We start from the raw sequence: 16,166 nt of genomic DNA, 5'->3' as shown, positions 1-16,166 counted from the left end.
CACGACATGATCGTAACACGCCAACGGCCGATCTGTCGATGGAAACAAGGCTGCGACCACGCGGCTGCCAGTAGTGATGTGCCCGGCACCGCAATCGTTGCAAGAATCGAAGTAATCTGTAACACTCTTGTGAGTTTATTAATTTTTTTGAGGTCCGAGGCATGGATATTACACGCCTCCTCGAACCGCTTGGGGAGGATACTCCTTCCGGCATCGAGCTTAGAAACGAGGCCGGATTCCATTCATTGGAGCGATTGATCGAGCCTGCCGCGCGCGAAAACCGTCTGAACAGCGACGGTTCGATCAACGAAGCTGCTCCGGATGTGGATTGGGACGCGGTTTTCGATGATGCGCTGGCGCTGGCGGCCAAAGGCCGCGACCTGCGCCTGCTGTGTGTTGTGGTGCGCGCGCTCTTTGCCGAACAGGGGTTCGCCGGGCTGAAGGATGGCATTGGGCTGCTGACCGACACGCTGGACCAGTATTGGGACAGCCTGCACCCGGAACTGCGGGAACGCGACGATCCGGTGGCCGCAGCCCTGCCGCGCACCAATGCGCTGCGCCAGCTTGATAACGACGACAACGGACTGTTGGGCGATATCAAGTTCTCGGTCGTGCTGAACCCGCGTGGCATCGGGCCAATCCTCGGGGACGATCTGGCCAAGGCGGCCCTGTCCGATTTCGAGGTGTTGAACAGGGCGGCGTCGGGTTTGGGGCAGGCGGAAAAGGATGCTCTGGTCGCCCGGCATGGCCAGCGGGTGAACCGGGTCAAGGCGGCCGGGCGTCAATTGGCGGCAGAAGAACCCGAACGTGCGGAAGAACTGATCACGGCGCTGCGCAAGTGCCAGGAGGGGCTGGCGGCGCTGATCGCAAAGCTGGCCGAAAAGGGTGGTTTCGGTGACGCGCCGGGGCTGGCGCTGCCGGAACTGACCGAACTGCTGGAGAAGGCGCGCGAAACGCTGGAGAAAGCGCGCGCCGATACCGACAAGGCCGCCGATACCGTCGAGGACGCGCCGGCCGATGTCATTTCAACGGGCGCATCTGCTGCTCAGACAGGTAAGGAATACATGACTGGCGCGGATGGTGGATCAGGGGACATAAATTCAAGAACTGATGTTGAACGGGCCCTGGACCGGATCGTGGCCTTTTACGAACGCACCGAACCGTCCAGCCCGATACCGCACCTCGCACGCCGGATGCGCCGGATGGTGGCGATGGATTTTCTACAGCTGATGGAGGAAATCGCGCCCTCCGGGCTCAAGGAATTCCGCGGCATCGCGGGTGTGGAAGAAGAACGCAAGAAATAGCAGCAACAGAAAGGTAATCTCGATATGGCCGACAGTAAGCAGAAAGTGATCGAGCGAAACCGGGCGCCGCGAGTCCAGATCGCCTATGACGTCGAACATTACGGCAGCCCCACCACCATCGAACTGCCCTTTGTGATGGGGGTGATGGCCGATCTGGCCGGTGATTCCGAAACCCGTGAGGCGAAAAAGCCGTTGGGCGAACGCAGTTTCGTCGAAACCGACGCGGGCCGTTTCAACAAGTTCATGGAAGCCTTGAGCCCGCGGGTCAAGGCGCGGGTGCCCAACACGCTGCCCGTCGCGGAAGGCGAGGAAAAAGACGAAGAGATGTTCGTTGATCTTGAGTTCAAGAACATGGGTGATTTCGCACCCGACAAGGTCGCCGAACAGGTGCCGGCGCTGGCGGAACTGCTCAAGATGCGGCGCCAGCTGGAGGAATTGCTGGGCTATATGGACGGTAAGGTCGACGCCGAAAAGCGGATCGCGCAGTTGCTGAGCAACGAACCGCTGCTGCAACAGGCCGCAGAGGCGGCGATGGAATCCTCCAAATCAGATGACAAGGAAGGGGCATAACCATGGCTGACGACAAGCTCAAGCAAGGGGGCGCTGCCGCCGAAGCCGAAGCGCTTGATCTGGGAGAATTCAGCGAACTGCTGGAAAAGGATTTCCGGGTCAAGGACAGCGATGGCGAGAAATTGCAGGCGCTGGTCCAGAACCTCGCGCTGGCGGCCAAGGAACGGTCCGGCACAACGGCGATTTCCGGCAATGCGGTCAAGTCGATCAAATCCCTGATCGCAGGCATAGATTCGATCCTGACCACCCAGATGAACGAGATCCTGCACGCGCCCGAAGTCACCAAGATGGAAGGAACCTGGCGCGGGTTGCATTATCTGCTGAACAACACCGAGACGGACCAGAAGCTGAAGGTGCGCGTGCTGAACGTCCGCAAGGACGATCTGGCCGACCATTTGCAGGACTTCGAAGGGCAGATGTGGGACCAGTCGCCGATCTTCAAGAAAATCTATTCGGATGAGTATTCGATGTTCGGCGGCGAACCCTTTGGCGCGATCATCGGGGCCTATGAATTCAGCCAGCACCCCAAGGACGTCAGCCTGCTGCGTAATATCTCGGGCATTGCCGCGTCGGCACATGCGCCGTTCATCGCAGCGGCGGCACCGCAGTTGTTCCGCATGGAAAGTTGGCAGGAGCTGCCCAACCCTCAGGCGTTGGAACAGATTGTGTCCAGTCCCGAATATGCAAGCTGGCAGTCGCTGCGCGAATCCGAAGATGCCCGTTACATCGGGCTGGCGATGCCGCGCGTTCTGGGCCGATTGCCCTATGGCGCGGATACCATCCCGGTCAAGGGGTTTGATTTCGAAGAGGACATCGCGGGGAACCACGACAATTATGTCTGGATGAACGCGGCCTTTGCGATGGGTGTCAACATCAACCGCAGCCACAAGATTTCAGGCTGGGGCACCCAGATCAGGGGCGTGGAATCCGGTGGTACGGTCATGAACCTGCCGGTCCATACCTTCCCGACCGACGATGGTTCCGTGGCAATGAAATGCCCGACCGAAATAGCCATCGACGACCGCCGGGAGGCCGAACTGGCGAAGCTGGGGCTGATGCCGATCCTGCACCGCAAGAACACGGATGTGGCCGCCTTTATCGGGGCGCATTCCTTGCAGGACGACGAAACCCGTGCAGGCCGCCTGGTGGACCCCGACGCGCAGGCAAACGAACGGCTGTCCGCCAACCTGCCCTATCTCTTTCCGGTCAGTCGCTTTGCCCATTATCTCAAGGCAATTGCCCGCGACAAGGTGGGGACCTTCAAGGAACGCGCTGACATGCAGGTTTGGCTGAGCGAGTGGATCAACCGCTACGTGTTGGCCAATCCGGCCATGGCAGACGACAAGGCCAAGGCGAAACGACCACTGGCTGCCGCCGAAGTGCAGGTGGACAGTGTTGAGGGGCGTCCGGGCTATTACAACGCCCGTTTCTACTTGCGCCCGCATTACCAGTTGGAAGGGATCAACGCGAGTTTGCGGCTGGTTTCAGAGCTTCCTTCCGTCAAGACGTAAGACCAACTTGAACCAAGTGGAGAACCAACATGCCTTTGACAGGATACATGAAGATACCGGATATTGCCGGTGAATCCCAGCGCGCCGATCACGAGGACGAGATCGACATCCACGATCTGATGTGGTCCATCGAACAAGCCGCGTCGGCGCAGGTCGGCAAGGGGCGGTCACGCAGCCGTGCGCAGATCGGGTCGATATACGCACGCAAATATTATGATGCGTCGTCTCCCTATCTGGCGCTTGCCGCAATGCAGGCCAAATCGTTCGACGAGATCGTGATCTACGTCCGCAAGGACAGTGGTGAGGCGCATCTTGATTATCTGGAAATCACCATCAAGAACACCATCATCTCCAAATACGAGGTCCTGGGCGTCGGTGAAAAGGATGGCCAGGTGATGGAGGAATCCGTCGGTCTGGCTTTCGAGGAGGTCAAGATCAAGTACACCGTACAAGCCGATGATCACTCGGCTGGTGACGAACACGAGATCGAATACGACCTGGCGGCAGGAGTCTGACGCTGAGACCTTGGATCGCGCATGTCTGTTGAACGTGACCCGCCCCGTGCAGCGTTGCAGGAAGCGGTTCAGCCCTCGCTCTGGGATCGGCTGGTTGACGACCTGCCGGGCCTTCAGGCGGAAACCAAGGGACTGAACGCTGAACTGATGCGCCGCTCGGGGCTGAACGCGACAGAGGTGGATGCGTTGATCGAAGGCGGGCCTCGTGCCATCGCGGCGCATCCCGAACTGGATGACGACAGCCGCGCATTGGCGCATCGGCTTATCACGAGGGACGCGCAACGGCGCAGGCTTGCCGATGGCGGTATCGTGGTGACGCCAGAGGTCCTGCGCGAAGCTGTGCGGCGTGACATCGAGATGTTGTTCAACATCGAGCGGCTGGAGGCGGAATTCTTGCTGACCGAACGTGAAGCACTGGACCACCCCGATCCGGCCAGCGTTCTGGCCGGTTTTCCAGAGGTGCGCGCCAGCGTGGTCAACTACGGCGTGCCCTCGTTTTCGGGGCGCATCGGGTCGGATTTCGACACCGACGCGCTGGCCCGGACCATCCGCGAGGTGCTGGCGGTCTTTGAACCGCGCCTGCGCAAGGACGGGCTGCGCGTGCGTGTTCGTGTGGGCGACAAAACCGGCATGCGCATCGAAATCGACGGTATGCTGATGATGTCCCCGGTGCCCGAACGATTGCGCCTGTCCACTTCCATCGACCTGGACAACGGACAGGCCGTCACCGCGCTGGAGGACCGTTGATGGATCAGGCGTTCCTACAATATTACGAGGATGAGTTGACCCATATCCGGTCGCTGGCCGGCGAATTTGCGGCACTGCATCCCAATGTAGCGGGCAACCTGTCGATCACCTCGGTGCCCTGTCCTGACCCCTACGTCGAACGCTTGCTGGAAGGTGTGGCGTTTCTGGCGGCCCGCACCCGGCTCAAGATCGACGTCGAAAGCTCTCGCTATGTGCGCAACCTGTTGGACGCGCTGTATCCCGATCTGGCCGGACCTGCCCCGGCGATGACCATGGCCACGCTGACCCCCGGACCGCAGGTCGACAGGATGCTGGACGGGCACAAGGTGCGCCGCGGTACCAGGCTTGTCGCGTCGCTGCGCGAAGGGTTGCAGACACGTGCGACCTATACCACGTCCCAAACCGTGCATCTGTGGCCGATCATGCTGGCAAGTGCGGAATATCTTCAGGATCGCGGGGCCCTGGCACAGGCTGGTGTGCCCGAGGCGCAGTTGCGCGATCACGAAGCTGGCCTGCGTATCGTCATCAAGCGGCGCGGCGCGGGCAGCCTGTCGGAACTGTCGCTGAAGGACCTTGACCTCTATTTTGGTGCAGGCGCACGAGGCGGTGCGATTTTTGATGCCCTGTTCGGGTTCGGTGGGCCGGTATTGTCGCGCCCGGCCGACAAGAAAACACCGTTCAATGTCGGCCCGGTACCTGCCATGATCGGCGTGGGCGATGACGACGCGCTGTTGCCCCGGGTACGCAGTTCATTCGAGGGCTACCGCCTGCTGCGTGAATATTTCCTGATGCCGGAACGGTTCTTTGCAACCCGGCTTGCCGGACTGGGCGACACCATCAAGCGGTGCGAGAAGAACCAGCTTGAGGTCATCGCGCTGCTACGCGCCAGCGACGCCTCCCTGTCCGGGGTGAAGGCCAATGATTTTCGGCTGTTCGCGGCACCCATCGTCAATCTGTTCGAGCATGAATGCAATCTTGTCGACCTGTCGCCGCACCGGCCCGGCCATCTGGTACATGCCGACCGCACCCGGCCCTGGGATTTCGAGATTTACCGGCTGCTGCGCGTCGAGGACGCTGATGCGCAGGGGCCGGGCGCACGGGTCACACCGCTGTTTTCAGTCGAGCAACAGGCAGACAGCGGTCATGTCTATGCCTTTGAACGCCGACCGCGCAGGCCCAATACCGACGAGGTGCGCCGGGGTCAGACCCGGTCGAGCTATGGCGGCGACGATTTTTATGTTTCCGTCGCGCGCCCGGCCAACCGACGCGATGCGAAACCGATCCGGCGGCTTGATATCAGGGCGCTCTGCACCAACCGCGACCTGCCTATTCTGGACGACACGCCGCGCCTGACCCTCGAAACAGGCGACCCCGTGACCGAGATCGACCTGCTGCGCCCGATGCGCAGACCCCGGCCCAGTCTGCGCGCCACGCTGCCGTCCGGTGCCGCCGGCGAATCGCAGCTGGACGATCTGACATGGCGCTGGATATCGCAGCTGTCGTTGAACCACATCTCGCTGGCCGCCGACGAAAAGGACGCCGAACCCTTGCGTGCGCTGATCCAGCTATACGCCGGGCGTGGCGATCCGAACCTTGCGCGACACGGGCAGTCGGTGACACGGGTATCTTCAACACGTCTGATCGAACGTATCGCCCGGCCCGGCCCGGTTTGCTTTGGGCATGGTACGGAGATCACGCTGGACGTCGATGATACCGTCCTGTCAGGGGGCAGCCGCCTGTTGCTGTCCGCGTTGCTGGCACAGCTGTTCACGCGCCATACTGGCATCAATTCGTTCGTGCGCACCCGCACGCGGCTTTCACAGACCCAGACGGAGATATCATGGCCGATGACGCCCGGCACCCGCGCGCAGATCTGACTGCGCTGGCCAAAGCAGCCACCCGAATGGATTTCTTCGAACTGTTGCGGCAGTTGGAAACTGAAACGCTGCGCTTTGGCCGGGCAGGGGGCGCGGACAATGAACCTGCGCGGCTGGGCCAATCGCCGCGCCTTGGCTTTGCCGCTGGCGATGTCATCAGCCTGACCCCCGGCGCTGACGACAAGCCAGCGCAGGTTCAGGAAAATGTACTGGGTCTGATCGGCCCCGAGGGACCGATGCCGCTGCACATGACCCGCTGGATCATGATGCGGATGTCGAACCGCTGGTTTGCGGGCGACAGCGAAGGGGCGACCTCGGACACCGCGTTTCTCGATTTCATCAATATGCTGCAACACAGGATCATCGCATTGTATTGGCGGGCCTGGGCAGATGCGCGGGCCGAAGTCCATGTGGCGCATGGCGATGGCGGACGTGTCACGGCGCTGATGCGTGCCCTTGCCGGGTTGGGGCTGCCAGGCACCGTGACCGGCGATCAGCGGCTGGACGGGGCCAAGCTGCACCATGCCACCTCGCTCGCGCTTGAGGCGCGCAGCCCGGAACGGCTGTGCGCATTCCTTCAGACCGTGCTGGGCGTTCCGGTGGCGCTGGAGGAATTCGTCGGCCTTTGGGTCGAGATCCCATCACACCTGCAAACCCGGATCGGATCGGCCCACGCCGGGCTGAATGTCGGTGCCGTTGCAGGGGCGCGTTTCTTTGACCGGGCCGGACAGGCAGAGATCAGGCTTGGCCCATTGACCTATGCCCAATTCGCCACCTTTCTGGAAGACATCGCAGCCTGGGAGCGGTTGCGCCATGCTGTCCTTTTCGCCGGGGGTCGTGAAACGGCCTATTCCGTGCGGCTTGTTCTGGCGGCGGGCGAGGTGCCCGCTGCGCAGCTTGGTGTTACCCGGCTGGACCGGACATCCTGGCTGGCCCCTGACGGCGCGAAGGGTGCCGAAGACCTGACATTCGGAAACATTGGCGACCGCGAAGCGCCTGCTCAGAACGAAAGGGGGGCGGCATGACCCTGCGACTGGTTCTTGAAAGCGCGCCCCATGCGCAGGCCGAAAAGGAAAAGATCTACAGCGGCGGCAAGCTGATGATCGGGCGCAGCGACGATGCGGACTGGCAATTGATCGATCCCGACATGTTCGTGTCGCGTCAACATGCGATCCTGACCGAAGAAGACGGGCGCGTCATGGTGACGGATGCCTCTTCGGGCGGGGTGTTTATCGACAATGCGGCCAACCCTCTGGGGGCCGGAAACTCTGCCCCGCTGGAGCCGGGGATGCGTCTGCATCTGGGCAATTTCGTGCTGCGTGTCGAGGCCGTGACCACGCGGGACAAGACCCCGGCCAAGCCGCCAGAGCGATCCGGGGCCGGGGTGTTTTCGTTTGAGTTCGGGGCGGATGAGACGCCGGAAGAGCCAGTGCGCGAACGGCCAGCCGAGCTGCCGGATGTATTTGGCGTCCGGTCAGACAACCGCGTGACCGAACGGTCGCGCGAACCGGTCCGCGAGCCGCCGCCACTTGATCGCCGCGACCCGTTCGAACTCGACCTGCGCGGTGCGCGCGATGATGCGCCACAGCCGTCGGGCAAGGCTGGCGCATCCGATGCGCAACCCCGAAAATCCGGCAGCTATTTCGACGCCGCTCCCCCCAGCGAAGAGGAACCCGAGGCCAATACCTGGATGCCGGAGCTGGACAGCGTCAAACCGACAAAGGAAAGCTCTGACGCCGCTGCGCAACTGCCTGCCCGCGACCCCTTCGAACAGGAAGAGACGGCTGCGCCACAGGTGCCGAAACCGTCCGAAACCGCCGGACAGGCACCTGCGCCCGAAAAACACTCCGTCACGTCCGGCGCGGATGACGCCGCCCTGCGCGCGGCCTTCTTTCGCGGCATGGGCGTGGACCCGTCGCGCCTGCCCCCCGGCGATGCAGAAGAGGAGATGGAGCGGATCGGACGCTGCCTGCGCGGTCTCGTCGACGGGGTGATGCTGCTTTTGCGGACGCGCGCGCAGGAAAAACAGCGGGTTCGGGTCGCCCAGACGGTGATCGCCAGCGCAAACGTCAATCCGCTGAAGTTTCTGGCGACAACCGACGATGGTCTGGTATCATTGCTGCAACCGCGCGGCGAAGGCTATCTGTCGCCCGAGGATGCGGTGGCATGGGCATTTCGCGATCTGACCGATCACCAGGTGCGGACATGGACAGCGCTTCAGACCGCGCTTCGCCGGATGATCGACAGCTTTGATCCCGCCGAGATCGAAAAAGAAATGGAAGACACCGGCCTGCTTGAAACACTGATTGCAGGCGGGCGCAGTGCCAAACTCTGGCAACTGTACAAGGAGCGCTACAAGGAAATCGCCGAGGCCGCCGAAGAACGGTTCCTGGGCGAGGTTGGCGCTGATTTCAGGGATGCTTATGAAAACGAAGGGAGATCGTGACATGATTATCGAACGCCGTACTTTCCTGCTAAGCGGCAGCGCCATAGGGGCATTGTCCCTGTCGGGCTGCATGGAATCCGCAGCCCCGGTGCTGAGCATCAGTGCCCAGGCGCAGGCGGGCATGAACACCGGACCGGACGGATCGGACCGCCCGGTGACGCTGACCGTGCTGCAAATGTCCGGGTCGGGCAATTTCGACACGGCTGATATCTTTGCGCTACAAAACCCGCAGGCTGCAATCGGTGGAGAACTGATCAAGGCGGATCAGATCGTGCTGGCCCCAGGTGCCGTCGTGTCCAGGATGATTGCGGTGCAGCCGGGTGCGACGGTGATTGGCGTTACCGCCGGATTCCGATCCCCCACCGGCAAGACTGTGCGCAAGAAGATCGCCGCACCCGCAGCCGATCAGGGCCTGATGATCAGCGTCGGTTCGGGCGGCATCGCGATGAACACCGTTTGAAAGGCATGACCGTCAATGACTGACAGAAACAAGGTCGTCTGGTCCGAGGGATTGTTCCTGCGCACCCAGCACCTGCAACAGCAGGACCGGCACACCGAATGGCTGGTGCGCCGGGCCGTCGATGCCATGCCGCTGCAAAGCGTCGGCTTTGGCCGCATCGAAATCGACCCTGTTGCGCTCGAAGCGGGACAGGTCGCACTGCTGGCGGCAGAGGCGATCCTGCCTGACGGCACCTTTCTCTCGGTTCCGGATCACAGCGTCGACATTGCGCCGGTTACCGTCACGGCGGACACGGCGGCAGGTCTGGTGTCGCTTGGGCTGCCTGCCGAAAGTGCCGGGGCATCGGAAATCGACGCGGCCCATGCGACGCCATCCGGCATGCGGTGGCGGGGTGGTTTCATCACGGCGCGCGATGCGATCCGGGAGGGGGCTGATCCGTCAGAGATCGAGGTCGCCCGCGCTGCGCCGCGCCTGTTGCTGCCTGGTGACGAGACGGCCGGATATTCAACCCTGCCGATCACCCGAATCGAAGGGCTGACGGCGGAAGGTGCGGTTGCCATTGACCCGGGGTTTCTGGCCCCCGCACTGCGGATCGAGGCGGTGACCTGGTACGGACAGCTGCTCAAGGAACTTGTTGCGGGCCTTGACCGGATCGCCGAAGCACATGGCGCGATGGTGCTGGGCGGGTCGGGCGCGTCGATGGAGAACCTGTTGATCCTGGAGGCCGCCAATCGCGCCAGACAACGGCTGGCACATCTGGCCGCGCAGGATAACATCCACCCCTCGACGCTGTTTCTGGAACTGTCGGGACTGGCCGGACAACTTGCAACCTACGGCGCATCTGCCCGCAGGCTGGGTGATCTGCCCCACTACGATCACCTTGATCCGCAGGTTGCCTTTACCACGCTGGCCGACACCTTGCGGTCGCTTGTCCTGAGCCTGCGGCATGTCGAACCCAAGGCCCGCGCGCTCAAGGTCAGCCGCCATTCCGACAACATATGGACAGTGCGGATCGACAACCCGAACATCATCGCAAAAAACCGCATCGTGCTGCGCATCGGTGGCGACATGTCCGAGGCGATGCTGCGCAAGATTTTTGTCGATCAGGCGACCGTCGGGGCCGCCGACGATTTCGATGCGCTCTGGACGTCCAAGCTGACGGGCATACCGCTCAAGCCGCTGAATTCGCAGCCGCGCGAAATACCCTATGACGGCGACCGGCTGTGCCTGGAACTTGACCGGACATCCGAACATTTCGCGTCGCTGGCTGAGGCACCGGGTTTCGTGCTGGGTGTCGCGGGCAATCTGGCGAAGGAACCTGAAATCGACTGCTATGCGGTAAACCGGTGACGCTATGAATGGTGATGATCCCTTTGGGCTGGAAAACGACGCGGGCCGCACGCGGGTACGGCCCGTCAAGCGTGACGCGCAACCCAGGAGATCCGCTGCCAATCCGGGATCGACACCGGGGATCGAGGCGCGTCTTCGCGATCCCCGCGCCAACGATAATCCCTTTGTTAACGCCTTTGCGCCGCTGCTGGGGCTCGCCCCCGAACTGGAAGACGCGATAGCGCCGGAAGAACCGGACATCCTGCGGGCGCGGCTGCTGGATAACCTGACCTACGCGCGCGACAATGCGGTGTCCTCGGGCGTACCGCTGTCGCGTGCCGATCAGGGCGCGTGGTTCGTCGCTGCACTGCTGGATGACATTTCGCTGAATACACCGTGGGGCGGCAGGTCGGGCTGGCCACGCATGCCGCTTGTGGTGTCGCTCTATGGCAACGTGGACGCGGGCGAGCGGTTCTTCGATCTGATCGAGGAACTGATGCGATATCCCGAACGCGACCCCGAGCTGTTGGAGCTGGCGTTCCTGTGCCTGTCGCTGGGGTTTCGCGGCAAACACCGGGTTTCGGGTGCCGGGGGCGAGGCGGCGCTGTCGCAGCTGCGCACGCAGATGGCGCGCCTGCTGCGCGACCGCGACGCCGAGGATGCGCCGCTTGCGCCGCATTGGCGCGGCGTTGTCGCCGACGATACACCCGCTCGGTTCATCGTGCCACTATGGTCCATCGGGCTGATTGCCATTGCGCTGATCACAGCCATCTACGTCGGGCTCGGCATGCGGCTTTCGGCGCGGGGCGAACAGCTTTATACGCTGGCAGGCGTTCTGCCGCCGCCGGAACGGGCGGAAATCTTTCGCCCGGTGATCGAAACGCTCGACACGCCGAAACTGACCATCGAACCGCTGGTGCTGGAACTGCTGCCGCTCTTTGCCGAAGCTGCGCCCAAGGACACCGCCTCGGCCCTGACCGGGCGCGAGGACGTGTCCATCGCCGTGGTTGTTGTGCAGGGATCCAACCCCGAAGTGTTCCGGTCCGCCAAGGCGGATTTGAACGACGGCTATGGGCCGCTGATCGCGTCGATTGCCAAGGTCATCATCGAAAATCAGGAGTTCATCGGACAGGTGCGCGTTATCGGCCATACTGACAGCGTCCCGGTCCAGCGGTCCAATCCGTTCCAGTCGAACCAGGGGCTGAGCGAGGCCCGCGCCAAAACCATCGCTGACATCCTGGTGCAGGCCGGGGTGCCCGCCGATCTGGTCGCCTCCGAAGGCAAGGCGCACCACGAACCCATCGCCGGCAACGACACCAAAGAGGGCCGCGCCCGCAACCGCAGGGTAGAGATCGTCCTGCAAAAGAAGGTCTGAGCGATGGGATTTCTGAAAAAGATACTGAGCATCCTGTTTTCCCGCATGCTGTGGACCTTCATCGGCATCGCCGTCCTATGCACGCTGATCTGGCTCTATGGCCCCCTGATCAGCGTTGGCGATGCCGCCCCGCTGGCCTCTGACATGGTGCGTATCGTGGTGATCGGCGTGATCATCATTCTGTGGCTGCTGTCGATGCTGATCCGCCAGTTGCGCGCCGCCCGCGCCAACCGCGCCTTTGTGTCGGAACTGGCCGCGCCGCCACCCGATGCGCAGGTGGCCCCCGGAGAGGAAAACATCGCCGAGGTGAATGCCAAGTTTCAGGACATCCTTGAACAGATGAAACGCTCGAAGCTGGGCGGGCGCAAGTTTCTGCGCGACATGCCGTGGTATCTGATCATCGGGCCACCCGGCACGGGCAAGACCACCGCGCTGCGCCAGTCCGGTCTGCATTTCCCAATCGACCTTTCCGACGATCTGAAAGGCATCGGCGGCACCCGCAACTGCGATTGGTTCTTTACCGAGGACGCAGTGCTGATCGACACTGCCGGGCGGTACGTTCAGCAGCAAAGCGACCCGGATGCGGATGCGGCAGAATGGAAGGGATTCCTGAAGCTGCTTGAGAAACACCGCGGGCGCCGGGCGCTGAACGGGGTCATCCTGACCCTGTCGGTGCAGGAACTGGCAGGCGACGACGTGTCGATCCGCGAACATGGCCGCGAGATACGCAAACGCCTGACGGAACTGCGCGAAGAGCTTGAGATGAACCTGCCGGTCTACCTCATGATCACCAAGGCTGATCTGGTGCCGGGGTTCGAGGCGTTCTTCGGCGATCTGAATTCGCGCGAACGCGAACAGGTCTGGGGTGCCACGCTGCCCACGGCCGACCGGGTCGATACCGTCACCGTCGAACGCGAGGCGCAGGTGCTGCAAGTGGCGATGGAGGAACGTCTGGTTGCACGCATATCGGATGATCTGCCGCTTTCGGGACGCGCCGAAGTGTTCCGTTTCCCGTCGCAGATGGATCAGTTGACGGGCCCGCTCAAGGTGTTGATCGAGGCTGTTTTTGGCGAAAGCCGGTACGAGGAAAGCCCCTGGTTGCGCGGCTATTATTTTACCTCCGCCACTCAGGAAGGATCGCCCATTGACCGGATGCTGGCAGGCATCGTCAGTTCGCTGGGCCTGACCCCGCCACAGACCGAGACGCGCCGCCACGGCGAAAAGCGGTCGTTTTTCCTGCGCAATCTGCTGACCGATGTGATTTTCCCCGAGGCGGGTCTTGGCCGCTTTGACCCGCGCGCGGAGGAACGCCGCCGCTGGATCTGGCGTGGCACACTGGCCGGATCGGTGTTGGTTACAATGATTCTTGGCACGTTGTTCCTGTTTTCCTACCTGCGCTATTCCGGCGGGCTGACGGACCAGGAACGGCAGCTGACGGCGCTCTCCGCGCGACTGTCAAACGTCGCCGCGCGGCAAGCCCCCACCGATCCGCTTGACCTCAATCTGGCGCTTGAGGCGGCGAATGAAACGCTGGTGGCCTCGACGGATGTCGCGGGCGGACCGTTGACGGCCCTTGGACCGACAGCGGAGCCGGAATTGGCGCAGGTCCAGCGCATGACCTATGACCACACGCTGCGCAACATCCTTGAGCCGCGCATGGTCGCCTTGCTGGAAGCGACGATGTGGCGGCACAGCCGCGATCCCGAATTCCTGCTGGGCGCGCTGAAATCCTATCAGATGCTGACCGGCAAGGCCCCCTACGACGAGGATTTCCTTGGGCTCTGGTGGCAGACCGTGTTGCCCGACTTTGCCCCGATCAACCCCTTTCCAACCGACGAGGCGGTCGACCATCAGTTGAACGCACTGGCCCGCATGGCGCGTGAAGAGAACAAGATCGAGCCCGACCCTGCGCTGATTTCGGTCGCCCTTGAAAGCATCTGCACCATTCCTCTGGCCGTGCGCGCCTACCGCAGCCTCCGCGCCGATCCCTCGGTGGCCGGATTGCCCGACTGGATTCCGGCCGAAAAAACCGGCCCGAACGGCACGCGTGTCCTGACCCGTCTGTCTGAAAAGACCCTGCGCGTTGGCCTGCCAGGTGCCTTTACCTACAAGGGATTTCACGACGCCGTCCTGCCTTTGGTCCCCGTCGTGGCGGGGCAGGCGACGCTGGATCGCGCCGTATTCGCCGGTGGCTGCGCCGAAAGCAGTGAAGCCGATACCGAGACGTTGGAGACGGATATCCTCAAGCTCTATTACGATGATTTCATTGCCCAATGGGACGGGTTCCTGCGGGACATCCGCTTGACGCCAATCGGCAATCTGGTGCAGGCGCGACAGAACCTCAAGGATCTCGCTTCTGCCGACAGCGCTTTGAAACGGCTTTTGCTGGCGGTTGTTGAGGACACCCATCTGGCACGGGTCGTGCAGGAAGGCGAGGGCGGCAACGATGCAGCCAAGGCTGCCGGACTGCGGGCGGCGTCGAAACTGGGGAAAATCGGCAAGCTGGTGAAAAAGGGTAACCGGATCCTCGGTGCTGGCGGCGGTGACGCAGGGCCACCGCCAGATCCCCCCGGAACACCCGTGTCACAGCATTTCGCCCCGATCCGCAACACCGTAGAAGAAGTCGATGGCCAGCCGCCGCTGCTGGACGATGCCGTTGCCGCCCTGACGGCGCTGTCGAACGAAATGCAGACAGTCGCGGCCAGCCCGGATCCACAGGCGGCGCTGCTGGCACGGGGGGGGCTGCCGCAACTGACCGGGGCCATCGCGAATGAAGCGGACGGCCTGCCGGACCCTATCGACGACTGGATCGCGGGCATCGCCGGTGACACCATCAGCGTGACCCGCGAGGCGGTGATTGCCCAGCTTAACGCCAGATGGCGGGCCGACGTCATGCCATTCTGCGTCTCTGCCACATCGGGGCGGTATCCGTTTGATCAATCCAGCCAGATCGACGTGAACACGCTGGATTTCTCACGCCTGTTCGGGCGTGGCGGGCTGATCGACACCTACATCGACAGTCATTTGCTGGCCTATATCGACACCACCGTGCGCCCCTGGCAGTGGCGGTCGGATTTCGGGCTGGACGCCAGTCTGTTGCGGCCCTTTGAAAACGCCCGTTCCATGCGCGACGCGCTTTTTCCGGGCGGCGCGGGTCCGGTCATGGCCTTCAACCTTGAACCCAAGGATCTAAGCGGCAATGCCAGCCGGGTCACGCTGAACGTCGATGGTCAGGTGCTAAGTTACTTCAACGCGGCGGCGCGGCCGACGCCGATGACCTGGCCGGGGCCGGACGGCACCAACATGATCACGCTGACCTTCGCGCCGGTCGATGGCACCGCCGAACTGATCACGTCCGAAACAGGCAGTTGGGCGTTCCTGCGGTTGATCCGCAAGGGGCGGCTGTCAAAGACACCCCTGCCAGAGGTGTTCAACCTGTCGCTTGCTGCGGGGCAATATGCGGCGCAGTTCAACCTGCGGGCCAACTCGGTCGAAAACCCGTTCGACTTGACGATGTTCTCGGGCTTCAGCTGCCCGCGCGGATTCTGAACGCGGTGCAGCCGAAAACCGGATTTTTTGGCAAGCTGCCTGCTGCCGGGGACTTTATCGCCCGCGGGCTGGAGCCTGGGGTGCGGCCTGTTCTGGATCGGTTCCTGACCGCGAAACTGTCGCAGCATGCGGCGAAGCCTGATCTTTGGCCCGCGGAAGGGTTACGGGGGGTCATCAAGGGGCCAAATGGCGATTTGCTGTTGTGTATTTTGCCAAGCCGGGATGCGGCAGATCGTGCCTTTCCAATAGCGGCATGTGCCGGTTTGAATGCCGCGGCTCTGGCTGAAGCGGACCGTTGGGCAAATCAGGTATGTTCCGTGTTGCGGAATGCCAGGTCCGCCGATGACCTTATTGCTGGCTTGGCCGACATCCCGTCACCGCAATCCGGGGCACCTGCGCTGGCACCGCCCGCCCTCTGGCAACGCGGGGCCCCCCCGGAAGGGCCGGAAGCGGTGATCACGCGCCTTTTTGGGGCCTGACGAC

13 protein-coding genes are annotated in these 16,166 nt (G+C 62.6%); all 13 read left to right on the top strand.

The window, feature by feature from the left end; translation table 11 throughout:
• Window positions 1-161 precede the first annotated feature (161 nt).
• The 13 genes from tssA to tagF are packed head-to-tail and all read left to right on the top strand — an operon-like array spanning window position 162 to window position 16,162.
• Complete coding sequence (gene tssA, locus A8B82_RS09125) at window positions 162-1,304, top strand: type VI secretion system protein TssA (protein ID WP_067291063.1); 1,143 nt, start codon at window positions 162-164, stop codon at window positions 1,302-1,304.
• Between the two features lie 24 nt (window positions 1,305-1,328).
• Window positions 1,329-1,874, top strand: coding sequence for a type VI secretion system contractile sheath small subunit (gene tssB / locus A8B82_RS09120; protein WP_067291061.1), 546 nt, complete (start codon window positions 1,329-1,331; stop codon window positions 1,872-1,874).
• Window positions 1,875-1,876: 2 nt separating this feature from the next.
• Window positions 1,877-3,385, top strand: a complete 1,509-nt coding sequence (tssC, locus tag A8B82_RS09115; RefSeq protein ID WP_067291058.1) for a type VI secretion system contractile sheath large subunit — start codon at window positions 1,877-1,879, stop codon at window positions 3,383-3,385.
• A gap of 29 nt (window positions 3,386-3,414) precedes the next feature.
• Window positions 3,415-3,900, top strand: a complete 486-nt coding sequence (locus tag A8B82_RS09110; protein ID WP_067291056.1) for an Hcp family type VI secretion system effector — start codon at window positions 3,415-3,417, stop codon at window positions 3,898-3,900.
• A 21-nt stretch (window positions 3,901-3,921) separates the two neighbouring features.
• A complete protein-coding gene (locus tag A8B82_RS09105; RefSeq protein WP_067291053.1) occupies window positions 3,922-4,647 on the top strand; it encodes a type VI secretion system baseplate subunit TssE in 726 nt (241 codons plus the stop codon).
• Window positions 4,647-6,524, top strand: a complete 1,878-nt coding sequence (gene tssF, locus A8B82_RS09100; protein ID WP_067291051.1) for a type VI secretion system baseplate subunit TssF — start codon at window positions 4,647-4,649, stop codon at window positions 6,522-6,524. The genes A8B82_RS09105 and tssF overlap by 1 nt, the downstream gene beginning before the upstream one ends.
• Window positions 6,488-7,549: a type VI secretion system baseplate subunit TssG gene (tssG, locus tag A8B82_RS09095; RefSeq protein WP_067291048.1), complete on the top strand. Its 1,062-nt coding sequence runs from the start codon at window positions 6,488-6,490 to the stop codon at window positions 7,547-7,549. The genes tssF and tssG overlap by 37 nt, the downstream gene beginning before the upstream one ends.
• Complete coding sequence (gene tagH, locus A8B82_RS09090; protein ID WP_067291046.1) at window positions 7,546-8,970, top strand: type VI secretion system-associated FHA domain protein TagH; 1,425 nt, start codon at window positions 7,546-7,548, stop codon at window positions 8,968-8,970. The genes tssG and tagH overlap by 4 nt, the downstream gene beginning before the upstream one ends.
• Before the next feature lies 1 nt (window position 8,971).
• On the top strand, window positions 8,972-9,430 hold the full coding sequence (gene tssJ / locus A8B82_RS09085; protein ID WP_082899209.1) for a type VI secretion system lipoprotein TssJ: 459 nt from the start codon (window positions 8,972-8,974) through the stop codon (window positions 9,428-9,430).
• A 15-nt stretch (window positions 9,431-9,445) separates the two neighbouring features.
• Entirely contained in the window at window positions 9,446-10,780 is a 1,335-nt protein-coding gene (gene tssK, locus A8B82_RS09080) for a type VI secretion system baseplate subunit TssK (protein WP_067291043.1), read from the top strand.
• Window positions 10,781-10,784: 4 nt separating this feature from the next.
• Window positions 10,785-12,134: a type IVB secretion system protein IcmH/DotU gene (gene icmH / locus A8B82_RS09075; RefSeq protein WP_067291040.1), complete on the top strand. Its 1,350-nt coding sequence runs from the start codon at window positions 10,785-10,787 to the stop codon at window positions 12,132-12,134.
• A gap of 3 nt (window positions 12,135-12,137) precedes the next feature.
• Window positions 12,138-15,683 (top strand): type VI secretion system membrane subunit TssM, encoded by a 3,546-nt coding sequence (gene tssM / locus A8B82_RS09070; RefSeq protein ID WP_067291037.1) that lies wholly within the window; start codon window positions 12,138-12,140, stop codon window positions 15,681-15,683.
• Between the two features lie 5 nt (window positions 15,684-15,688).
• Window positions 15,689-16,162 carry a type VI secretion system-associated protein TagF gene (gene tagF / locus A8B82_RS24780; RefSeq protein WP_067291035.1) on the top strand — a complete coding sequence of 158 codons (474 nt, stop codon included), beginning with the start codon at window positions 15,689-15,691 and terminating at the stop codon, window positions 16,160-16,162.
• The last annotated feature ends 4 nt before the right edge of the window (window positions 16,163-16,166 follow it).

It is taken from the genome of Sulfitobacter sp. EhC04 (assembly GCF_001650875.1).
Taxonomy (GTDB): domain Bacteria; phylum Pseudomonadota; class Alphaproteobacteria; order Rhodobacterales; family Rhodobacteraceae; genus Sulfitobacter.
Note: the sequence above shows the minus strand (reverse complement) of the source record. Positions and strands in the feature narration are given on the sequence as shown.